Raw genomic sequence first — 22,187 nt, 5'->3', positions numbered from 1 at the left:
CAATGGCCGGAGTGAACCGGCAAGCGCTCCGGTAGTCGCCCACCTTGGTGGGCGCCGTGCCCTGTGCCGACCAAGGTCGGCACCTACCGTGTCGTGGGTCCGGCCCATGCTTTGGTAGTCGCCCACCTTGGTGGGCGCTGTGCCGTGTGCCGACCAAGGTAGCCACCTACCGTGTCGTGGGGCCGGCCCACGCTTTGGTAGTCGCCCACCTTGGTGGGCGCTGTGCCGCCTGCGCTCAGCCACCGTTCGGCTTGCGCCCCGCACGTTGGACGGTCCTCTTCATGGAAGCCCGCCATGTTCCTGCGCCGCAGCCTGCTGTGCCTGGCCCTGTCCGCCGCCGTCCCGGTGTTCGCCGCCGACATCACCTTCTGGGACACGCCGCAGCGCGGTGGCAACAGCTTCAACGAAGCGCCGCCCGACCGCGCCTACTTCCAGGCCCTGCGTGACACCGGCGCCACCTGGGTACGACTGACCCCGGACAAGTGGCGCAGTGCCGGCGGCCGCGATTTCCTGATGGGCGATGCCGACCACTACCAGGGTCTGGTCCAGGCTGACGTGACCACGTTGCGTCGCGCGCTGGATGACGCCAATGCCGTGGGCCTGAAGGTCGTGCTGGTGCCGCTCTCACTGCCGCTGCTGCGCTGGAAACAGAAGAACGGCGACGTGGTCGACCAGCGCCTGTGGCAGTCCTTCGACAACCACGCACCTGCGCAGCGCTTCTGGCGTGATCTGGCGACCGCGCTGAAAGGGAACCCGGCGTTGGCCGGCTACAACCTGATCAACGAGCCGGCACCGGAATACGGCACCACGCTGGCCGAACACGCCTCCCGCGAGGACATGCTGAAGTGGTATGCGGGCGTGCAGGGTGGACCGCGCGATCTGCGCCAGCTGTACAACGAACTGGTGGCCAGTGTGCGCGCGGTCGATGCAGACATGCCGTTGATGCTCGACGCCGGCTGGTACGCGGCGGCCGATGCGTTCGATTACTGGCCTGCGCCGCTGCAGGACACGAAGCTGCTGTACAGCGTGCACATGTACGAGCCGTATGCCGCCACCAGCGCGCCGAACCAGAAACGCAGCACACCATACCGCTATCCCGCCGAAGTGCCGTTTGGCGACCGCAGCGAGCGCTGGGACGCCGTGCGCGTGCGCAGCTACCTGCAGCAGCCGATGGACTGGGCGAAGACCCATGGCATCGGCGCCAACCGCATGGTGATCGGTGAGTTCGGCTGCATGCGTCGTTGGCCGGACTGCGGCCGCTACCTGCGCGACGTGCTGGACGTGGCCGAGCAGCAGAAGGTGCACTGGGCGTTCTACGCATTCCGCGAAGACGGCTGGGACGGCATGGACTACGAACTGGGCGACAAGCCGCTGCCAGGATCGTACTGGCAGGCTGTCGAGAAGGGTGAAGCCGTGCAGCCACCGCGTTCGATGCAGGCGCCGCTGTTCGCACCGATCCTGCAGCGGCTGAAGGCCGGAGCGCGCTGACGCCTCCGCGGTAGCGCCGGGCCACGCCCGGCGAGTGCATCGGTAGTCGCCCACCTTGGTGGGCGTTGCGCCGTGTGCCAACCAAGGTTGGCATCTACCAGAGCAGGGTGCGAACGCTTTGGTAGTCGCCCACCTTGGTGGGCGTTGTGCCGTGTGCCAACCAAGGTTCGCACCTACCAGAGCATGGTGCGAACGCTCTGGTAGTCGCCCACCTTGGTGGGCGTTGTGTTGTGTGCCAACCAAGGTTGGCACCTACCAGGGCATGGTGCGAACGCTCTGGTAGTCGCCCACCTTGGTGGGCGTTGTGCTGTGTGCCAACCAAGGTTGGCATCTACCAGGGCAGGGTGCGAACGCTTTGGTAGTCGCCCACCTTGGTGGGCGTTGTGCCGTGTGCCAACCAAGGTTGGCATCTACCAGGGCAGGGTGCGAACGCTTTGGTAGTCGCCCACCTTGGTGGGCGTTGTGCCGTGTGCCAACCAAGGTTGGCATCTACCAGGGCAGGGTGCGAACGCTTTGGTAGTCGCCCACCTTGGTGGGCGTTTTGCCGCGTGCCAACCAAGGTTGGCACCTACCAGAGCATGTCAGCCGTGCAGGTCGTAGCGGTCCAGTTCCATCACTCGCGTCCAGGCGGCGATGAAATCCTGCACGAACTTCTTCTCGCCGTCGGCACTGGCATATACCTCGGCCAATGCGCGCAGCACGGCGTTGGAACCGAACACCAGGTCGGCACGGGTGCCGGTCCAGCGCGCGCCGCCATCGTTGCGGCCACGGCCTTCATAGCTTTCGCGGCCGGTCGCCTTCCAGGTCGTGCCCATGTCCAGCAGGTTGACGAAGAAGTCGTTGCTCAACGTGCCGGGTCGATTGGTGAACACGCCGTGCTTACCGCCATCGACGTTGGCGCCGAGCACGCGCAGGCCACCGACCAGCGCGGTCATTTCCGGTGCGGTCAGGGTCAGCAGCTGCGCCTTGTCGATCAACAACGCCTCACCCGGCACGCTGTAAGCGCCCTTGAGGTAGTTGCGGAAACCATCGGCAGCCGGTTCCAGCACCGCGAACGATTCGACGTCGGTCTGCTCCTGGCTGGCATCGGTGCGGCCCGGGGTGAACGGTACGCTCAGGTCGTGGCCGCCGGCCTTTGCCGCCTGCTCGATGCCGACGCCACCGGCCAGCACGATCAGGTCGGCCAGCGACACCTGCTTGCTGCCCGCGCCGTTGAACTCGGCCTGGACCTTTTCCAGCGCGGCCAACACCTTGGCCAACTGCTGCGGCTGGTTTACCGCCCAGTCCTTCTGCGGTGTCAGGCGCACGCGCGCGCCGTTGGCACCACCGCGCTTGTCCGAGCCGCGGAAGGTCGAGGCCGAGGCCCACGCCGTGGACACCAGCTCCGCCACGCTCAGCCCGGTCGCCGCGATCTTCTGCTTCAGCGCGGCGATGTCCTTGGCGTCGATCAGCGGGTGCTTCGCTTCCGGCACCGGGTCCTGCCAGATGAATTCCTCGGCCGGGATTTCCGGGCCGAGATAGCGCGCACGCGGACCCATGTCGCGATGGGTCAGCTTGAACCAGGCACGGGCGAACGCATCGGCGAAGGCCTGCGGATCCGCAAGGAACTTCCGCGAGATCTTTTCGTAGGCCGGGTCCATGCGCAGCGACAGGTCGGTGGTCAGCATCGTCGGGCGGTGCTTCTTCGACGGATCGTGCGCATCGGGAATCACCGCATCCGCATTCTTGGCGACCCACTGGTGGGCACCGGCCGGGCTCTTGCCCAGTTCCCATTCGTGGCCGAACAGGATCTCGAAGAAGTCGTGGCTCCATTGCGCGGGGGTGCGGGTCCAGGTCACTTCCAGGCCGCTGGTGATGGTGTCGGCACCCTTGCCGCTGCCGAAGCTGTTGGCCCAGCCCAGGCCCTGGCTCTCCAGGCCCGCTGCTTCTGGTTCCTTGCCGACGTTGTCGGCCGGGCCGGCACCGTGGGTCTTGCCGAAGCTGTGACCACCGGCGATCAGGGCGACGGTTTCTTCATCGTCCATCGCCATGCGGCCGAAGGTGTCACGGATGTCATGCGCGGCCAGCACCGGATCGGGATTGCCGTCCGGGCCTTCCGGGTTCACGTAGATCAGGCCCATCTGCACGGCGGCCAGCGGGTTTTCCAGTTTGCGCGAATGCACGCCGCCATCAGCGTCGTCATCGGACACCAGCACGCCGTGGTTCTCTTCCACGCCCTCCGAGCCGTGCTTGTAACGCACATCGCCGCCGAGCCACGTGGTCTCGCGGCCCCAGTACACGTCCTGGTCCGGCTCCCAGGTATCGGGACGGCCGCCGGCAAAGCCGAGCGTCTTGAAGCCCATCGATTCCAGTGCGACGTTACCGGTCAGGATCAGCAGGTCGGCCCAGGAAATGGCCTGGCCATACTTCTGCTTGATCGGCCACAGCAGGCGTCGCGCCTTGTCCAGGCTGACGTTGTCCGGCCAGCTGTTGAGCGGCGCGAAGCGCTGCTGGCCGCGACCACCGCCGCCACGGCCATCGTCGATGCGGTAGGTACCGGCGCTGTGCCACGCCATGCGGATGAACAGGCCGCCGTAGTGACCGAAGTCGGCCGGCCACCAGTCCTGCGAGTCGGTCATCAACGCCTTCAGGTCGGCCTTCAGGGCGCTGTAGTCCAGCCCGTTGAAGGCCGTGGCGTAGTCGAAGCCCGCATCGAGGGGGTTGGAGCGCGTGGAGTGCTGGTTGAGCAGGTCCACGCGCAGCTGGTTCGGCCACCAGTCGCGGTTGGTCGTCGCATCACCGACGACGGCATGGTTGAACGGGCACTTCGCTTCGCTTTTCATGGGTCTCTACCTGTGGACTGGCGAATGAGGGAATCAGATCGCTTACCCACCATAGGCATCGCCTAACGATGGGTAAATTCGATTGATTCAACCGCTGCGATAGTGGCTGCCTATGATCGGCAGCGCTTGGATCGTTGTGCGCGATCAGCGCTTGAGCAGGCCCGCGCCGAGCTTGAGCAGATCGCTGGCGCCGAACTGGCCATCGCCGTCCTGGTCGAGCGCACCGCCGAGCAGGCTGCCGATGCCGCCGCCGGACTGCTGTGCTTCCTGGCCCAGGGCCTGGCTGAGCTGGCCGGCGTTGCCGCTCTGGGCAAACCGCTGGGCCAGGAACGACATGACGATGGGGGCGAGGATCGCCAGCAGCTGACTGGACTTGCCGCTGTCCAGGCCGGTCTTCTGGCCCAGCGCTTCGGCTGCCTGCGAGGTCTGCCCACCGAATACGTGGCCGAGGATGCCGGCACCGTTGGTGGCGTTGCCGCCGCCGCCGCCCATCACCGCGCCGAGGATGCTGCCGAGATCGAAACCGCCACCGCCGCCGCCGGCCGAACCGAGGTGGTCGCGCTGCAGGGCATTGAGCAGGGACTGCGCACCCTGCGGCTCACTGGCGTTCTGGCCCATCGCGCCGAGCAGCAGGGGCAGGGCGCTGCCGACGGCCTGGGTGGCCTGGCTGCTGTCCAGGCCGAGCTGCTGCGACACCTGCTGCAGGCCCTGGCCCTGCTGCAGCTGCTGGAAGAGGGATGCAGCGAGGGATTCGGTGTTCATGGCGGTCTCCGGTCTGTGAAGGACGAACCGCCCGAGCATAACGCCGTGTACACGACGGAAGTGCGAAGGGCAGCCGAGCGTGGGCTCGGCTCTACAACGGAAGCGCCGGGCCATGCCCGGCGGCCGGGATTACAACAGCGCCTTCAGCCGGTACAGCGCTTCCAGTGCCTGCTTCGGGGTCAGCTCGTCCGGGTCGATCGCGGCCAGCGCCTCCTGCGCCTTGTTCGGCGGGGCGGCGAACAGTCCGAACTGCTGCGGTGCATCCAGCGCCTGCGGGGCGAGTTCGGCGGCATGGCTTTCGCCGCCGCGCTGCTCCAGCTCAGCCAGGCGTCGACGCGCCTGTGCCACGGTGGCACGCGGCAGGCCGGCCAGCGCGGCCACCTGCAGGCCGAAGCTGCGGTTGGCCGGGCCGTCCTTCACCGCATGCATGAACACCAGCGCTTCGCCGTGCTCGACGGCATCCAGATGCACGTTGGCGATGCCGCTGCGGCCGCCCTCGTGCTGCTCGTCGGCCAGCGCGGTCAGTTCGAAGTAATGGGTGGCAAACAGCGTGTAGCAGCGGTTCTCGTAGGCGAGGTGGCGCGCCACCGCGTCGGCCAGCGCCAGGCCATCGTAAGTCGAGGTGCCGCGGCCGATCTCATCCATCAGTACCAGCGAATGCTCGGTGGCGTGATGCAGGATGTAGCTGGTTTCAGCCATCTCGACCATGAAGGTCGACTGCCCGCGGGCAAGGTCGTCGCCTGCGCCGATGCGGGTCAGGATGCGGTCGATCGGGCCGATCAACGCGCGGCTGGCCGGCACGAAGCTGCCGATGTGGGCCAGCAGCACGATCAGCGCGTTCTGCCGCATGTAGGTCGATTTACCGCCCATGTTCGGGCCGGTGATGACCAGCATGCGACGGTCCGGGTGCAGGTCCAGATCGTTGGGCTCGAACGGCTGGTCACGCACTGCTTCCACCACCGGATGGCGGCCGCGTTCGATCTTCAGGCACGGCTCGGCCTGCAGTTCCGGACGCGCCCAGTCCAGCGCCTGCGCACGCTCGGCGAAGGCGGCCAGCACATCCAGTTCGCTGAGCGCGGCGGCGCACTGCTTGAGCGGCTCCAGCTGGGTGCCCAGCGTGTCCAGCAGCTGCTCGTACAGATACTTCTCGCGCGACAGCGAACGGTCGCGGGCAGACAGCACCTTGTCCTCGAATGCCTTCAGTTCTTCGGTGATGTAGCGCTCGGCGTTGGTCAGTGTCTGCCGGCGGGTGTAGTGCACCGGCGCGCGCTCGGACTGGCCCTTGCTGATTTCGATGTAGTAGCCGTGCACACGGTTGTAGCCGACCTTCAGGGTGGCGATGCCGCTGCTTTCGCGCTCGCGCTGTTCCAGGTCGACCAGGAACTGGTCGGCGTGGGTCGACAGGCGCCGCAGTTCATCCAGCTCGGCGTCGAAGCCATCGGCCAGCACGCCACCATCGCTGAGCTTGAGCGGTGGCATTTCGGCAATGGCGCTGGCCAGCAGGTGCGCGCACTCGTCGTGCTCGCCGAGCGCCGCGTGCAGGGTCTGCAGTCGCGGTGAATCCAGCGGTGCCAGCACCTCGCGTACGGCCGGCAGCAGGCCGAGGCCATCGCGCAGGGTCGAGAAGTCGCGCGGCCGCGCCGAACGCAGGGCGACGCGGGTGAGGATGCGTTCGAGGTCGCCGAGGCGGCGGAACTGCTCGCGGATATCCGCTTCCGCACCGCGGTCGATCAGTGTTTCCACCGCGTGGTGGCGCTGCACCAGCACCTCGCGCAGGCGCAGCGGCCGATGCAGCCAGCGGCGCAGCAGGCGGCCACCCATCGGCGTCACCGTGCTGTCGAGCACGCCGAGCAGGGTATTGCGGGTATCGCCGTCGACGCGGGTGTCCAGCTCCAGATGGCGACGCGTTGCCGCGTTCATCGCAATCGCTTCGCTGGCGGTCTCCATCGAGATGGAGGTCAGGTGCGGCAGGCGCTGCTTCTGGGTTTCCTCGACATAACCGAGCAGGGCGCCGGCAGCCGCCGTGGCGCGAGGCTTGTCGTCGATGCCGAAGCCGCTCAGGTCGTGCAGCTTGAAGAAGTTCAGCAGCTGGCGGCGACCACTGTCGGCGTCGAACAGCCACGGCGCGCGGCGGCGCACGCCGCTGCGCTGGCGCAGGAAGTCGGGCCAGTTCTCTTCATCCGGCACCAGCAGTTCGGCCGGTTCAAGACGGGCCAGCTCGGCTTCCAGTGCGTCATCGGTGTCGACTTCGTTGACCAGGAAGCGGCCGCCGGCCAGGTCGGCCCAGGCCAGCCCATAGCCGCTCTTGTTGCGCGACAGGGCCATCAGCAGGGTGTCGCGACGCTCGTCCAACAGCGCCTCGTCGGTAACGGTGCCCGGGGTGACGATGCGCACCACCTTGCGTTCGACCAGACCCTTGGCCAGTGCCGGGTCGCCGATCTGTTCGCAGATCGCCACCGATTCGCCCAGCGCCACCAGCCGTGCCAGGTAGCCCTCGTAGGCGTGCACCGGCACACCGGCCATCGGAATCGGTGCACCACCGGAGCTGCCGCGCTGGGTCAGGGTGATGTCGAGCAGGCGCGCGGCCTTGCGCGCGTCGTCGTAGAACAGCTCGTAGAAGTCGCCCATGCGGAAGAACAGCAGCAGGTCCGGATAGTCGGACTTGGCTGCGAAGAACTGCTTCATCAGCGGGGTGTGTTCGGCGGACTTGTCTTTGGACATGGGACTCGTGGATCAGGGGCGTCCGGTCGCGCCGGAGGGCAGCGGGGCGGAGCAGGTACAGGGCCGTCCATGGTAACGGGTAGAGCAGGGTGCCTGTTGCTGGAAGGGCGGGCAGGGCGGCTGTAACGCCCTTAGGCGGGGGTGTAGGCTCTGGACTGCGGCCAAGCTGGCAGCACATCAACCAAGGAATGAGCGATGACGCAACAATCTGAATCCCAGGAAGCCCAGCAAGCCAAGGCAGCCGTTGAAGCGCCGCCTTCGCTCTATCTCGTCGCGCTGTACCAGCTGGTGGGGGGCGCCTTCGCCCTATACGGCATGCTCAAGGTCTATGGCCCGGGTGTGCCCGAGTATCAGCTGCTGGCCCGGATGAGCCTCTATCACTCGCTGCCGTATGCGGTGCTGGTCACTGCCGGTGTGCTCAACGCGTTGGCAGGCATCGTCATCGGAGTGGGCATCTTCGCGCGTTGGGCCTGGGTTCGGCCGTTGTTTGTGGTGATGTTCGTGGAGACGATCGTGTTGCGGTTGGTCGACATGAAGATGGCAGGCCCCTTCGAATTTCTGACCGTGGGGGCAATCTTCTGCGTTTCCCTGTATGTCGCATTCCTGCTGTACCGCGATCCGGCAGAGCGTTACTTCCACAACCGGTCGCGCTGAAACGGTTGGCGTGTTCCGCAGGCGTGACACCACACCGGAGGGCGCGCCGCCACTTCAGTCGCCCACCAGCGCAACGTCCGGGTGGCCGGCGAAGATGTCCATCACGATCTGGAAGTAGGTCTGCCCATCGCCGCGCTGCAGGGCGTCCAGCTGGCGGCCGATGGCTTCGGCATTGAACGTGCCCGGTTGCCGTAGCTTGTCTTGCAGCCACGCACGCGTGGCCGCCATTCCCAGTGCATCGCGGCTGCAGTCGATATCGCGCCAGACCACCGTGGCCGTTTTGTGCCCGGCCAGTGCGCCATAACCGCCGTACAGCAAATCGTCCAATGCATCGAGGCTGGGCCCGAGCTGCCAATTTTCGCCAGCCATGAATACCCGGTTGATTTCCGCGTAGAAACTGGGGATATCAACGATGGCGGTACCGTTTATCTGCAGGAATACGGTCATCTGCAGACTATAGCGCTGCGCTGCCAGAGAGCGCGCGTCTTGTTTATCTGCGTGATACGTTCCCATCCTACCTTCATCGGAAAATGGGAAAGGAATAAGGAAGGGGCTCTGCTTGAACGCATTTATGTTAATGCAGCGTTGTTTCAATAAATGTGCTTAAAGTTTCCCAAGGTCGTGCCGTCACCAATATAGGGCCACGATCAAGGGAATTGAGATGCTCGCCTTACGCAACCTCCGTGTGGGATCCCGGCTTTCCGCCGGCTTCGGTCTGCTGTTGCTGTTCATCCTGGCCATCGTCGGCCTGGTGTTGTACGGAAACCATCTGAAGTCCGCCCAGTTCGAGAAAGTGGTGGGCGTGAACATGGTCAAGATGCGGTTGTTGAACGACATGCTCGATACCAACAACGCGGTGCTGATGCATCGTCGCCTGATGGTGATCAAGCGTGGCGAGGAGTTCGACAAGGATTACCAGCGGGCGCAGGAACTGAGCCGCACCTACGACGGCATCTGGGACAAGTACGTCACGATTCCCCGCGATGCCACTGGCGATGGGCTGGTGGCGCAGATCGCGGCGGCGCGCAAGGCCACCGACGCCTCCACCCGACAATTGCACGAGCGGATGAAGGCGGGCGACTACGACGGTGCGGCCACCGAATTGCTGGCCGAGCACGGTCTGGCCACGGCTTGGAATGGAGCGATCTCCAGCCTGCTGCGGCACCAGGAAGCCCTGACCGAACGCAGCCGTGAGGAGTACCGAGCCACGGAAGCGTGGACGGGAACCCTGTCCATCGCCTTCGGTGTGCTCAGCCTGATTCTCGGTGCACTGGCTGCGTGGGCGATCACCCGCAGCCTGACCCGGCCCCTGGCGGGCGCGGTGAAGCTGGCCGATGGCATCGCCAACGGCCGCCTGGACAATGTCATCGATGCCTCGGGCAATGACGAGGTAACCCAGTTGCTGAAATCCATGCAGCGCATGCAGGGGCAGTTGCAGGCGGTGATGGCGGCGCAGGGCGAGATGGCGCGGCAGCATGATGACGGCAGCCTGAGCTACCGCATGGACGAAAGTACCTTCCCCGGCGATTACGGGCGGATGGTGCATGACACCAACGCGCTGGTGGGTTCGCACGTGCAGGCACAGAACCGCCTGATCGAGGTGATGAAGCACTACGCACGTGGCGACCTGTCGGTGGACATGGATCGACTTCCGGGCGAGAAGGCGGCGATCACCCAGGCCATGGACGAGACCAAGTCCAGTCTGTCGGCCATCAACGGCGAGATTCGCCGCCTGGCGACGGCCGCTGCAGCCGGTGACTTCAGCCTGCGTGGCGACGAAACGCGCTTCGAGCACGATTTCGGCGAGATGGTGACCGGGTTGAACCGGTTGATGCAGACCACCGATGAGAATCTGGTGCAGGTGTCGAGCCTGCTGCAGGCGATCTCGCGCGGCGATTTGACCGTACGCATGCAGGGCGATTTCCACGGTGTGTTCGCGCGCATGCGCGACGACTGCAATGCCACCGTCGAACAGCTGACCCAGATCGTCGGCCGCATCCAGACCAGTGCATCCAGCATCAATCTGGCAGCGGGGGAAATCGCCTCGGGCAATACCGATCTGTCGCGGCGTACCGAGCAGCAGGCGGCCAACCTGGAAGAGACGGCAGCGTCGATGGAGGAACTGACCTCCACGGTGAAGCAGAACGCCGAACACGCGCGCCAGGCCAATCAGTTGGCGATCGGTGCACATGGGGTGGCCTCGCAGGGCGGCGAGGTGGTCGGTCAGGTGGTGACCACCATGAGCGCCATCGAAGCGTCGTCGAAGAAGATCGCCGAGATCATCAGTGTGATTGATGGCATCGCCTTCCAGACCAACATCCTGGCGCTCAACGCCGCGGTGGAAGCGGCGCGCGCGGGCGAGCAGGGCAGGGGCTTCGCCGTGGTGGCTAGTGAGGTGCGCACGCTGGCGCAGCGCTCGGCTGGCGCCGCCAAGGAGATCAAGGGCCTGATCGAAGAGTCGGTGGGCAAGGTATCCGACGGCTCGGCGCTGGTGCGTCAGGCCGGCACCACGATGGGCGAGATCGTCGCCTCGGTGCAGCGGGTGACCGACATCATGGCCGAGATTTCCGCCGCGTCGCAGGAGCAGAGTTCCGGTATCGAGCAGGTCAACCAGACCGTGATGCAAATGGACGAAACCACCCAGCAGAATGCTGCGCTGGTGGAAGAGGCCACCGCGGCCGCGCGGTCGATGGAGGAGCAGGCCAACCTGCTGGCCGAAGCGGTATCGGTGTTCCGCACCGGGGCTTCGGTGGCGGCGGCAGCGGTCCGACCGATGTTGGCAGCGGTCGCTGCAAGCGTGCCGCCGGTGCGTCGCGTGACCGGCGTGGCGCCGCGCATCGCGCCCTCGCTCGCCGCCAACACGGGTGGGTGGGAAGAGTTCTAAGCCGGGTGGGAGACGGCGCCCATCGCGATGCTGGTCGCGATGGGCGCATTTTTGTTTCCTGAACCAATGATGGCCGCTCAGCCTCCGGACACCTGGATTTCACCTGCAGTTGCCACCCGCAGGCAGACACTTGCGCCATACCGGAGCACAGGAGATGGCCATGAAGACCTCGACCCGATTGATGGTGCTGGGCACCCTGCTGGCAGCCTCGTCCGTTGCTGGCGCACAGAATTACGGCCCGCGTGATGAAGGCCGCAAGTTCAACGATGGCAGCCGCGTGGTCTGCAAGAACGTGGAAGTGCAGCGCAATACCCGCGATCCCAATCGCATCACCGGTACCGCCACCGGCGCCGTGGTTGGTGGTTTACTGGGCAACCAGGTAGGCGGCGGCAACGGCAAGAAGCTGGCAACGGTTGCCGGTGCCGTGGCGGGCGGCGCAGCCGGCCGGCAGATCCAGGGCAACCATCAGCAGAAGACTGGTGATCGCGTGGTCGAGCGTCGTTGTGAGCGCGTCTACCGCTGATCCCCCATGCGATAACCCCTTCCACACCGCTGTACCCGAACGCCGGCCCTGTGCCGGCGTTCTTCGTTTCCGGTCCCGTTCCGTGAAGCAGGGCGCATGCCTATACTGCGCCGACCTCCAGGGATGAATCGCCAGTGAACGAGTCGGGTGCTGTAGACGGTCGGGAGCCGTCCGTTGTTGCTGATGCAATGCCTCGCACGACAGCCAGCTACTCCCGCGTGCGCGACCGCACCGACGAGCTGGAGCTGTTCATTTCCGGCCTGCTCGCCTTCGCACTGCTGGCCGTGCCGGGCTACCTGTTCGATGCGTGGGCGCGCAGCAGCCTGCATACCGAAGGGGTCTATTTCCAGGCGCTGTGGTTCGCCTTCAGCATCGGCGTCGGCATGTGCTACGTGCTGGCGGTGGCCTTGATCATCCACTTGGCGGTGCGCGGCTACTGGATCGGCCTGATCGGCCTGAAATCGCACTTCCCCAACGGCATCGACTGGGATCGGCTGACGCTGCTGGGGCCGTTCTCACGCGCGTTCCTGCAGCAACGCGACGGTGGGCTCGACGGCACCATCGAACGCGCGGACCGGCTTGCCACCATGCTGTTCTCGACCACGCTGCTGTGCGTGCAGACCCTGGCCGGCACCCTGGTGGTGGCGATTGTCTCGCTCGGTGTGGCGATGGCCATCGGTGCCGCCTTCGGCGATGTTGATCGCATCACGCTGGGAATTGTCGCGGTGCTGATGGTTGGCCTGCTCGGTCTGGCGATGGTGCCGATGCTGCTGGAGAAGTCGATCGCCCGGCGCCAAGCGCGGGGGCTGGACACCGCACGGCAGGAGAAGCGGCTGCAGTCGGTGCTGGCTGGCCTGCAGCGGGTACCGATGCTGCGCCTGCTGCAGACCATGCAGTGGACCCTGCAGAGCAACCTGCGCGGTCGCTCGTTCACCGTGATCTACCTGTCGGCGGTGATGCTGGCGATGGTGCTCGCCGCCCTGCAGGTGTACGGCTCGATGAAGTTCTCGCTGTTCAACCGCTACAGCGTGCTGACCGAAGAAGCGGTGGACCACGGCATGCTGGGCGCGCACTACGAATCGCTGCGCTCGGCGCACGACCAGCTGCTGCCTTATCCGATGATTCCGGCCGATACCATCAGTGCATCGCGGTTGCGCCTGTTCATTCCGCACCGTCCGCAGCGTGACAATCCGGTGGCACGGCAGCGTTGTGCGGGTGGTGCCCGCAACGAAGCGCAAGGTGCACAGGCGGCGACAGCAGCGGTGAACTGCATGGCACTGCTGTGGACGGTGCAGCTCGATGGCGGCAAGGTCGACCTGCATGAGTTCGTGCCGATGGAGCGTCGCGACCTGGACATGCGCGGGCTGGTGGGCTACTTGCCGATGGCGGATCTGAAGCCGGGCCGGCATGACCTGCGACTGGTCTGGAACGCCGACGGCGGCGAACGTGGCCCCAGTCGCCGCCGCGAATACAGCATCCCGTTCTGGTACGCACCAGAGCCGTAAAAGGGGACGGAGGAGATCAACTCGCTTTCTTCCCCTCCGTCCCCTTTTTGCTGTGCAGGCGCCAGAGGGCGAGGGCGCTGTACAGCACCAGCAGGGCGGTCAGGGTGATCAGCTCGTGGCTGACCTCGGCCAGGCTGGCGTCCATCTGGTTCAGGCGCACCATCAGGTTGATGCCGGAGGTGGTCGGTAACAGCTGCGCCAGCCACACCAGCGGTCGCGGGGTCATCACCGCTGGCCAGGACAGGCTGGCCAGGAAGAACAGCGGGATCGAGGTGGCGATGATGTACTGGAAGGCGCGTTCGCGGGTGCGGAAGAAGCTGCCGACGAACAGGCCGAACGCTACCGTGGCAGCGATGAACAGCGTACCACCCAGTAGTTGCCCGAGCGGGTTGCCGCCACGCGGATAGTCCTGAACCCAGGCGGTGAAGCCGGCGTACCAGAACAGCCCGAACAGCCCGATCAGGCCGAAGCCGAGCGCCATGCCGGTCAGGGTGGGAAGGTCGAAGCGCAGGCGCCGGCCCAGCACCAGGCGGCGACCGCCGAGCAGGACGCCGATGCCCATCAGCAGCGTCTGGTGCACGATCAGTTCGGCCACGCCGGGAACGATCGCGCTGCCATAGCCTTCCTGCGTGTTGAACAACGGCCGCTGCACGAGGGTAACCGGTGGCGCCTGTGGCGCGCCCATGAACGCGGCCTGGGTGACGGCGGCTTCGCGGCCGAACGCGCCCAATGCATCCGCCACGCTGCCCAGCACCCAGCTGGCGCGGCCGAGATAGGCGCCATTGCCGAGCAGTACGAGTTTGGCCGGATGACCCCGCAGGATGTCGCGTTCCAGGTTGGTCGGGATCAGCACGATGCCTTCGGCATGGCCGGCCTCCAGCTGTGCACGCGCTTCCTGCAGGTCGGCCGGTTGCCCGACCACATGGGCTACGCGCAGCGAATCGAGCTTGCGCAGCAGTTCGCGGCTGGTCGCGCTGTGGTCTTCATCGACCACCAGCACGGGCAGGTTGCCGGCAACCTGGTGGCGATAAGCGGCGGGGTAGAAGAACGAGTAGAGGATCACCGCGCCGACCATCACCACGATCGCATAGCGGTCGCAGAGCACGGCAAGCAGGGTCTGCCGCAGGCTGTGCCAGATCCTGCTCATGCGCCAGCCCCGGCGGGTTGCGCGGCCTGCGGCGTGCGCGCGAACACCAGCAGGCGCCAGCCGCCGATGCCGCCAGCAACCGCGATCATCAGCAGCAGCGTGGCCAGCGGCCACAGCGACACCACCAACGGCGAGCCGATGAACTGCTGCTGGGTCTGCAGCTTGATGTAGGCGCTGAGCGGCAGCAGCAGGTGCCAGACGCGGGTGAACAACGGCGCGTCGATCACCGGGAACGTGGCGCTGGAAAAGGCCAGCGCGGTGCCGATGCTCAGGCCCACGGCGGACAGGGCCGTGCCCATGTCGCGGGTGACGCCGACGAAGAACAGGGCATAGGCCGCGGTGGCCAGGTAGAACAGTGGCTGTGCGAACAGCAGCAGAACCACACTGCCGGCGATGCCGTCGCCGCGCAGCCAGGCCAGGTAGGCCGCGCCCAGCGCGCCGTACAACGAGAACAGCAGGACGTAGGGCAGCACCTTGCCGGCAATGGCCGACCACGGCGTCTGGCCCAACCAGGCGGGCAGGGTGCCGTCGCGGATTTCGCGTCCGAGGCTGCCGGCCACCGCCAGCGCCAGTACCAGCGACAGTACCGCCGGGAAGATCAGCGGCAGCAGGAACAGCTCGTAGCTGCGCGCCGGATTGAACAGGATGTCCGATTGCACCGCGATGGGCGCGGCACGCAGCTTGCCCGGCCCGACCTGCAGGCCGATGCGTTCGCGCAGCAGGCGCGCGTTCCACGCCGATACCGCGTCGCCGATATCCCGCGCGGCGGACTGGCCGGTGGTCATGTAGGTGGCGTTGTAATAGGAAAACACCGTGCCTTGCTGGCCGCGCAACGCCTGGCGGGTCACATCGCGCGGCACCAGCACCACCGCGAACACTTCCAGCCGGCGCAGCTGCCCACGTGCCTCCTCCATGCCTGCCGGTTGGCTGGCGATGCGCACACCGGGGCTGGCATCCAGCATGCGCAGCAGCAGGCGGCTGTCGCTGCTGTGGTCCAGGTCGACCACGGCAATCGGCACATCGCGCATCACCGATGCGGAGAACATCCAGGCCATCACCACCAGCATCAACAGTGGCAGCACGGTGACCAGCGCAAGGTCTGCACGGTTGCTGCGCAACCGGCGCAGTTCGCGCTGCCATGAGCCGCCGAAGCCGCCGCGGTCGGTATTCAGTGCTGCGGCCATGCGAACAGCACGCTCATGCCGGGGCGGAAGCCCTCGATGCGGCGTACCGGGCGCACCCGCACTTCGAAGCTGCGCACGTCATAGCCCGATGACTGACGGGTCGTACGCCAGGTAGCGTAGTCGCCCGCGGGATTGATGAAATAGACCTCGAACTCGTCGTCCTTGCCGAGCGCCGGCACGCTGCCACGCAGCTTGCTGCCGACCTTCAGGCCCTGCATCTGCGATTCGCGCAGGTTCATCGACACCCACATGCGGTCGATATCGACCAGGGTGAACACCGGGTAGCCGGCCGGTACCAGTTCGCCCGGGTCGGCCATGCGCTTGTTGATTTCACCGGCCACCGGTGCGCGACCTTCCACTTCAACGCGCGCGGCGTTGACTTCCGCCACCGCGCCCTGCGCCTGCTGCACCTGGCCCTGTGCGGCACGCTTGTCCTGCTCGCGCGCACCGGTCAACGCCATGTCGTACTGGGCGCGGGCGGCACGGGCCAGTTCGCGTGAGCTGGTGGCCTGGGCAGCGGCTTCGTCGCGCTTCTGCCGGGTCATCACCCCTTCGTTGAACAGGTTCTGCACGCGCCGGTAGGTGGCTTCGGCGAGGGTGGCACCGGCTTCGGCGCGCTTCCAGTTGGCTTCGGCCGCGCGGATGTCTTCGCTGCGTGCGCCGTCGTTGGCTTTGTCGGCCACCGCCTGCGCCGCGGCCAGCGCGCCGTGCGCCTGCTGTTCCTTGGCTGCGACTTCGGGGCTGTCGAGCAGGAACAGCACCTGCCCAGCCTGCACGCGATCGCCCTCGCGCACCTTCAGTTCGGCCACGCGCGCCGTGATCTTGGCCGACACGTTGAGGGTGTCGGCGTCGGCCATGCCCTGGATCTGGTCGGCGGGGCTGCGCCAGGCCAGCCACAGGCCCAGCACCACCGCCACCAGCAGCACCACCAGCAGAATCGGCCCCAGCCGGCGCTTGCCCGGGGGCATCGTTGCTTCGTCGTGCAACACATCACTCATGATCGATCACCTCGTCTGCACGCCGCCGATAGTCTTCGAAGCGGTCCATCTGTCCACTCACCTCAAGCAACTGGGCCAAGGCGATATCGTATTGGTAGGCCGCCTGCGCACGTTCGACGCGGGCGCCGCCGAGGCCGAGCCGCGCATCGATCACGTCCAGTGAGGTGGCCTGGCCTTCGCGGAAGGCCAGCTCCTGCAGGCGCAGGTTCTCGTCGGCCTGGGCGATGCTGCTGTCCAGCAGCACGAACTGCTGGCGCGCGGTTTCCAGCTCGTTCCAGGCCTTGCGCACACCCAGTGCGACCTGGTTCTCGGCCTCGCGCAGGCCTGCCTCGGCCTGCTCCTGCTGCGCGCGTGCGGCGCTGATCTGTGCCGGTCGCGAGTTCGGCGACAGGAAGGTGTACTTCAGGCCGATGCCGAACGCCCAGTCCGGATCGGTCAGCATTTCGTCGCGGCGCCGGAAGTCGTACTGGCCGAACAGGAATATCGTCGGCTTGAGCTTGGCCTGCTGCACGCGCACGCCCTGTTCGGCCTGCGCGACGATTGCCCGCAGGCGCGCGATCTGCGGCTGCCGTGCCTGTGCGGTGCGCTCGAAGCTGGTGACCGGTTCCAGCGGGGTACGCTGCACGAACAGCGGCGACAACGGCTGCACATCACCGCCACTGCGCAGCAGGGTGGCCAGCGCAGCCTTCAGCGTGGCCAGATCATTGAGGGTCTTCTGGTACTCGCGCTCGGCCTTGTCGCGGGCGACGGTGGCCTGCAGGCGCTGCGCTCGGGTGGCGAAGCCTTCGCGTTCCAGCTTTTCGGCATCGGACAGGTGGCGATTGAGGCCATCGCGCACATCGCGGCGCACGACTACGGCCTGCTCGGCCAGGCGCTGGCCGAAATATGCCTGGGCCAGTTGCACGGTCAGTGACTGTCGCTGCGCTTCGCGCTCGGCGCTGGCCTGTTCGCTGGCCGCGCTGGCAGCACGCTGCGCGGCGGGAATCAGGCCGCCGGTGTACAGCGGCAGCACGGCGGTGACGACCGGACGCGTGCGCCAGTCACGTTCGGTGAACGACAGCGGCGAGTCGATGCCATAGGCCTCGGCCACCGGTGCCAGTGAGCCCAGCGGCAGGGTCAGGGTCTTCTGGAACTGCAGCCGGCGCACTTCGCCGGTGATCTCCGGCAGGCGCAGCAGGCGGGTGGCTTCCTGCAGTTCTTCCTTGTTGCGCACGCCGGCATCCGCAGCGGCCAGTGCGTCGGAGACCTGCTCCAGCCGCTGCCGCGCCTGTTCCCATTCCAGTGCGGGAGGCGCGCTGGTCTGTGCCGCCGCGGCCAGCGGCAGGCTTGCCAGCAAGGCCAGGCCGGCAGCGCCGAGCGCGCGGTGCATCCTTGTCCGTGGGCAGCTCAGGCGCATGCCGTTCCTGTAGTGAAGAAGTGGGCAAACGGTAGTGGTCCGCGCGTGAAGCCGGGGTCTGCGGTGGTCTGGATCATGCTCTTTTCAACGTAGGGTGTTGCCAGCGGCGGTGCGCAGCGCCTGGGTGATGTGCTGCAGCGTGCTCGAACGCACGGCGGCATGCTGCCAGAACAAGGGTACGTCGAGCCAGCGACGAGGTTCCAGCACCACCACCTGCCCGGCCTGTACTGCTGGCGTGACCAGTGCCTCTGGCGCCAGGCACCAGCCGAGTCCTCGTGCGGCAGCATCGACGAAGCCGGTGGAGGAGGGCAGGTAGTGGACGGGCGGTTGCAGGCGTGCACGGGTCAGCCTGCGCAGGAAACGCCATTGCAGTTCATCCTTGCGGTTGAACACGATCATCGGCGCCGACGCCAATGCGTCGGCCTGCATGCCCTTGCTGAAGTGGCGCCGCGCAAAGGCCGGTGAGGCGATGGCGTGGTAGCGCATCGCGCCCAGCGGATGCACGTTGCAGCCCTTCAGGGCGTTGCGTTCAGCGGTGACCGCGCCCAGCACGCTGCCGTTGCGCAGCAGTTCCAGAGTGTGGTCCTGGTCGTCCATGCGCAGGTCGAACAGGTAGCCGTGGCGCTGGTGCAGCTCGGCGATGGCGGCGACGAACCAGGTGTCCAGCGAATCGTCGTTGACCGCCAACGGAATCGGCGTGCGGGTGGCATCGCTGCCGCGATCCGGCAACAGTTCGGCCAGCGCTTCGGCCTGCAGCGCCTGCATCGGTCGCACCCGCCGCAGCAGTGCCTCGCCGGCAGCGGTAGGTCGACATGGCGCTTGGCGCACCACCAGCACCTGGCCCAGCCGGTCCTCAAGTGCCTTGATCCGTTGCGACAACGCCGACGGACTGATCGACAGGCGGCGTGCGGCGGCCTCGAAGCTGCCTTCTTCGAGCACCGCGGTGAAGGCGCTCAACTGCGGATGTACCAGGTCCACGCGGTGCCTCTTCAGTTTTTCTGCACAGGATAAAGAAAAACCAGCTGGCCTTAACGGGTCAATTGGTCGCACCCTGCGCCTCCTTTCAGGGTGGAGAGCGTCGGATGTGGATTGCTGCGGCCTTGGCCGGCCTGTTTACGGGTGCTGGCCTGATCATCGCCATTGGTGCGCAGAACGCCTTCGTGCTGCGGCAGGGGCTGCAGCGTCGCTACGTGGGCATGGTGGTGCTGGCCTGCATGGGCGCGGACATCGCGCTGATCCTGGCTGGCGTGGGCGGCATGGGAGCGCTGGTGCTGCAATGGCCGCTGCTGTTGCAGGTGCTGCGCTTCGGCGGGGCCGCCTTCCTGCTGTGCTATGGCCTGCAGGCCGGGCTGCGCGCATGGCGCGGTGGCAGCGCGCTGGCCGCGGCCGATGCCAGTGGTGGCAGCCGGCGGCAGGTGCTGCTGGCCTGCCTGGCCTTCACCCTGCTCAACCCGCACGTCTACCTGGATACGATGGTGCTGCTGGGTAGCCTGTCCACGCGCTATCCGAGTGACCAGCGCTGGGCGTTCGCGGGGGGCGCCTGCGTGGCCAGCGTGGCCTGGTTCTGCACGCTGGGCTATGGCGCGCGCCTGTTGCAGCCTGTATTCCGCAGGCCAGACGCCTGGCGGGTGCTGGATGCAGGCGTGGCAGTCTTCATGTTCTGCCTCGCCACGCTGCTGCTGTTGCGCCCATTATCGCCATGAGTGCGTGACGCATGCCGCTGTTGCGTGTGCGATTCACCGATACGTCTCACGCGGCCGGGTATAGCGCGCTTGAGTTGTACTCCGTGCATATGCCAATCACAGCGAGAGCTCCCATTGCAGGCGAAGACTGGGGACAGAACGTCGGGTGTTGCGAAGCACCTGCGATCCGCCTTCGTCGAAACGCCACTGGCCGGTCTCGATGTCCTGTGCCAACAGATTCGAGGCGGTCAAGCGCAGCTTGCCGCGCCTTTCCGTTGCGTACTGTGCCCAGGCCTCAAGTTCGCGTCGGTAGGACGTGATGTCCAGCTCGCTCAGGCTGTAGCGTATTCTGCCTCCGCTGCGATGAGTGTACGCCAGGGCACTGCTCCACCGCGATGAAATGCGGTAATCGAGCGATGCACTGGCGGTGAATGGCACTTGGTCTTCTATCCGATTGTCAGGTCCGGGAAGATCCCTGACCCGGGAGTGGTTCCAGGTGGCGTTGCCGCGCAGCTCGATATCCGGCCCTCTGCGGTACAGACGTGCCAGCGGCATCCTGCCATCCATTTCGATGCCCCAGGCAATGGCGCGGGTACCATTGACCGGCGTCGATACCCAGCGCCCGTCACGTAGTACCGTTTCATTGCGGATCGGTGCGTCGATGCGGCGCAAGTAGCCGCCGACGCTCCCTTGTGTACCTTCACGGCCGTGGATTTCCCAGGCCGCATCCAGACCCCACGCCAGTTCCGGACGCAGCGCTGGATTGCCGATCTCGTCGGGGTTCAGTGGGCGGTTGTTGGTGGATGTGTACGGGCGCGGGACCAGTGAGCGCAGCGCCGGTGCGCGGAAGCTGCGGCTCAATGAGACCCGCAGCTGGTCCTTGCCCTTCGCACGCTTCCACAGGCCCTGCAGGACGGGCGTGAACACGCTGGTGCTGTGGCGCATCGTGGCGAATTTACGACCTTCGCTGCGGGTCTGCAGTTGTTCCCAGCGGCCGCCGATGTAGAGGGCACTGTGCGCTCCCAAAGGAAACTCATCCTGCGCGTACAGCGCCAGTCGCTGCAGGCGCGCATTGAACGAAAGGTCGCTGACCGTTGATGGTTCGCTGGGGGAAGAGTGCAGCTGCTGTACTCGGGATTCGCGGCGTGAGTCCATGCTGCTTTCGGCACCGACCTGCAGCGTATGGCTCCCCCGCGCCGGGAGGGTCCACTGCACGCGGGTGGTGCCGCCCAGCACGTGCAGCTGCGCATCGGTGCGATCGAAAAGATTGTCCTGCTGTGCCTTGTCCTGCCCCTGTTCGCGAAAGCGGTAGTCTTCCCGGTTTCCGTCCACGGCCAGACGCAGGTTCAGGCTACCTCCATCCTGCAGTTTCTTCTCCCACTCTGCGCTGACCTGCCCCTGGTCAAGGCGCAGGCGCGTGCGCTGCCGATAATGGGGGGTGCGTAGCGCCGGGCCCAGCAGCGTGTCCCAATCGATGTACATGTCGCGACGAAAGTCGGAAGCATCCACCAAGGCCTGCAACGAAAGGGTCGTGTCATCGCTGGTTCTGAACGTCAGTGAGGGCGAGAGCGAGACGCTGTCGCGTCGGCCGGTGGCACGCAGGCGCGATTGTCGATGCAGCAACGGCGCATCAACACCATCCCAAGCGTCTTCGCTGCCGTGTTCCTCGACCAGGAATGCGCGGGCGGTCGCCGTAGCGGTCAGCGAAAAATCGCGGTCGAGGTTGGCACGGCTCTGCCGCCAGCTTGCCGACGGGGTCATGCGCCCTTGGGTATCGGCCCATGAAACCGTCAGCCGTTGAGTGTCCTTTGCAACCGGTGCACGGGTGACGATGTTGAGTGTGCCGGCGATGGCACCCATGCCCTGATCAACGGAGGGCGCGCGCAGGATTTCTACGCGCTCGATCAGATCGGTGGCCAGTGAGTCCAGGCTGAAACCGGCGGGTACGCGTTGGCCGTTCAACAGGATCTGCGTGTAGCCCGCGCCCAGGCCGCGCAGTGACACGGTGCCAGGGCGGCCCGGCGCGCCGCCTGAAACGCTGACACCGGGCAATCGCTTGAGTGCCTCCAGCAGGTCAGTGTCGCCGTGTCGCTGCAACGTATCGCGGTCCACCACAATGCGGCTTGCGGTGTCGTCACGGCGAGCATCGTAGCGCTCGGCCTGGACCTGTACTGCATCCAGATCGGTCGTGATCGGAGGTGCGGGTGTCAGAGGCGGAGCGGCTGCAGCGGTCGTTGATCCTGTCAGACAGCCGATGGTGAACCATACGCTGGCGCGGGCGCGGGCGCGTACCGTTGTCGGGGAGGACGAAGAGCGTTGCATTGTCGTGCAGTTCCTTTGTCGTGGCGTGACAGCCGGTCGCAGCAGGCCCTCCCGCGGCCAGGTATCGAAACGATGCGTAGAGGGGGCGGCCGGGAGAGC

The 22,187-nt window shown here is 66.3% G+C and carries 16 protein-coding genes; 6 read left to right on the top strand and 10 right to left on the bottom strand.

Annotation, left to right across the window (positions count from 1 at the left end; translation table 11 throughout):
- Positions 1-294: 294 nt before the first annotated feature.
- The gene (locus tag QOL57_RS04620) at positions 295-1,488 is read left to right on the top strand and encodes a cellulase family glycosylhydrolase (protein WP_244900766.1); all 1,194 of its coding nucleotides are present in this window, start codon (positions 295-297) and stop codon (positions 1,486-1,488) included.
- 581 nt (positions 1,489-2,069) lie between these two features.
- Here QOL57_RS04620 and katG read toward each other — a convergent pair.
- From katG to mutS, 3 genes are all read right to left on the bottom strand, one after another.
- Entirely contained in the window at positions 2,070-4,310 is a 2,241-nt protein-coding gene (katG, locus tag QOL57_RS04615) for a catalase/peroxidase HPI (RefSeq protein ID WP_089239662.1), read from the bottom strand.
- Between the two features lie 144 nt (positions 4,311-4,454).
- Positions 4,455-5,072, bottom strand: coding sequence for a DUF937 domain-containing protein (locus QOL57_RS04610; RefSeq protein ID WP_089239664.1), 618 nt, complete (start codon positions 5,070-5,072; stop codon positions 4,455-4,457).
- A gap of 129 nt (positions 5,073-5,201) precedes the next feature.
- A complete protein-coding gene (gene mutS, locus QOL57_RS04605; RefSeq protein ID WP_089239666.1) occupies positions 5,202-7,793 on the bottom strand; it encodes a DNA mismatch repair protein MutS in 2,592 nt (863 codons plus the stop codon).
- 195 nt (positions 7,794-7,988) lie between these two features.
- On the opposite strand from mutS, the gene QOL57_RS04600 reads away from it, so the two are divergent.
- Positions 7,989-8,447: a hypothetical protein gene (locus QOL57_RS04600; protein WP_089239667.1), complete on the top strand. Its 459-nt coding sequence runs from the start codon at positions 7,989-7,991 to the stop codon at positions 8,445-8,447.
- A gap of 54 nt (positions 8,448-8,501) precedes the next feature.
- Here QOL57_RS04600 and QOL57_RS04595 read toward each other — a convergent pair whose 3' ends face one another.
- Entirely contained in the window at positions 8,502-8,894 is a 393-nt protein-coding gene (locus QOL57_RS04595) for a barstar family protein (RefSeq protein ID WP_089239669.1), read from the bottom strand.
- Positions 8,895-9,108: 214 nt separating this feature from the next.
- On the opposite strand from QOL57_RS04595, the gene QOL57_RS04590 reads away from it, so the two are divergent.
- From QOL57_RS04590 to QOL57_RS04580, 3 genes are all read left to right on the top strand, one after another.
- Positions 9,109-11,331 (top strand): methyl-accepting chemotaxis protein, encoded by a 2,223-nt coding sequence (locus QOL57_RS04590; protein WP_089239671.1) that lies wholly within the window; start codon positions 9,109-9,111, stop codon positions 11,329-11,331.
- A gap of 154 nt (positions 11,332-11,485) precedes the next feature.
- A complete protein-coding gene (locus tag QOL57_RS04585) occupies positions 11,486-11,854 on the top strand; it encodes a glycine zipper 2TM domain-containing protein (protein WP_025873797.1) in 369 nt (122 codons plus the stop codon).
- Between the two features lie 188 nt (positions 11,855-12,042).
- The gene (locus QOL57_RS04580; protein ID WP_176429868.1) at positions 12,043-13,359 is read left to right on the top strand and encodes a hypothetical protein; all 1,317 of its coding nucleotides are present in this window, start codon (positions 12,043-12,045) and stop codon (positions 13,357-13,359) included.
- Between the two features lie 16 nt (positions 13,360-13,375).
- Here the strand turns inward: QOL57_RS04580 and QOL57_RS04575 are convergent, their stop codons facing one another.
- The 5 genes from QOL57_RS04575 to QOL57_RS04555 all read right to left on the bottom strand — a co-directional run bounded on the left by QOL57_RS04575 (position 13,376) and on the right by QOL57_RS04555 (position 19,062).
- On the bottom strand, positions 13,376-14,506 hold the full coding sequence (locus QOL57_RS04575; protein WP_089239673.1) for an ABC transporter permease: 1,131 nt from the start codon (positions 14,504-14,506) through the stop codon (positions 13,376-13,378).
- The gene (locus QOL57_RS04570) at positions 14,503-15,690 is read right to left on the bottom strand and encodes an ABC transporter permease (protein ID WP_089239675.1); all 1,188 of its coding nucleotides are present in this window, start codon (positions 15,688-15,690) and stop codon (positions 14,503-14,505) included. Before QOL57_RS04570 ends, QOL57_RS04575 begins: the two co-directional genes overlap by 4 nt.
- Complete coding sequence (locus tag QOL57_RS04565; protein ID WP_089239677.1) at positions 15,675-16,688, bottom strand: efflux RND transporter periplasmic adaptor subunit; 1,014 nt, start codon at positions 16,686-16,688, stop codon at positions 15,675-15,677. Before QOL57_RS04565 ends, QOL57_RS04570 begins: the two co-directional genes overlap by 16 nt.
- Entirely contained in the window at positions 16,681-18,057 is a 1,377-nt protein-coding gene (locus QOL57_RS04560; protein ID WP_176429869.1) for a TolC family protein, read from the bottom strand. Before QOL57_RS04560 ends, QOL57_RS04565 begins: the two co-directional genes overlap by 8 nt.
- A 111-nt stretch (positions 18,058-18,168) precedes the next feature.
- On the bottom strand, positions 18,169-19,062 hold the full coding sequence (locus QOL57_RS04555; protein WP_089239681.1) for a LysR family transcriptional regulator ArgP: 894 nt from the start codon (positions 19,060-19,062) through the stop codon (positions 18,169-18,171).
- 104 nt (positions 19,063-19,166) lie between these two features.
- Between QOL57_RS04555 and QOL57_RS04550 the strand changes: the two genes are divergently transcribed.
- Positions 19,167-19,787, top strand: a complete 621-nt coding sequence (locus QOL57_RS04550) for a LysE/ArgO family amino acid transporter (RefSeq protein ID WP_089239683.1) — start codon at positions 19,167-19,169, stop codon at positions 19,785-19,787.
- A 96-nt stretch (positions 19,788-19,883) separates the two neighbouring features.
- Here the strand turns inward: QOL57_RS04550 and QOL57_RS04545 are convergent, their stop codons facing one another.
- On the bottom strand, positions 19,884-22,088 hold the full coding sequence (locus QOL57_RS04545) for a TonB-dependent receptor (RefSeq protein WP_244900768.1): 2,205 nt from the start codon (positions 22,086-22,088) through the stop codon (positions 19,884-19,886).
- Between the last annotated feature and the right edge of the window lie 99 nt (positions 22,089-22,187).

The sequence above is a fragment of the Stenotrophomonas sp. yr243 genome (genome assembly GCF_900184195.1).
Taxonomy (GTDB): domain Bacteria; phylum Pseudomonadota; class Gammaproteobacteria; order Xanthomonadales; family Xanthomonadaceae; genus Stenotrophomonas; species Stenotrophomonas lactitubi.
The sequence above is the reverse complement of the archived record's forward strand: the minus strand, read 5'-3'. Positions and strand labels throughout refer to the sequence as shown.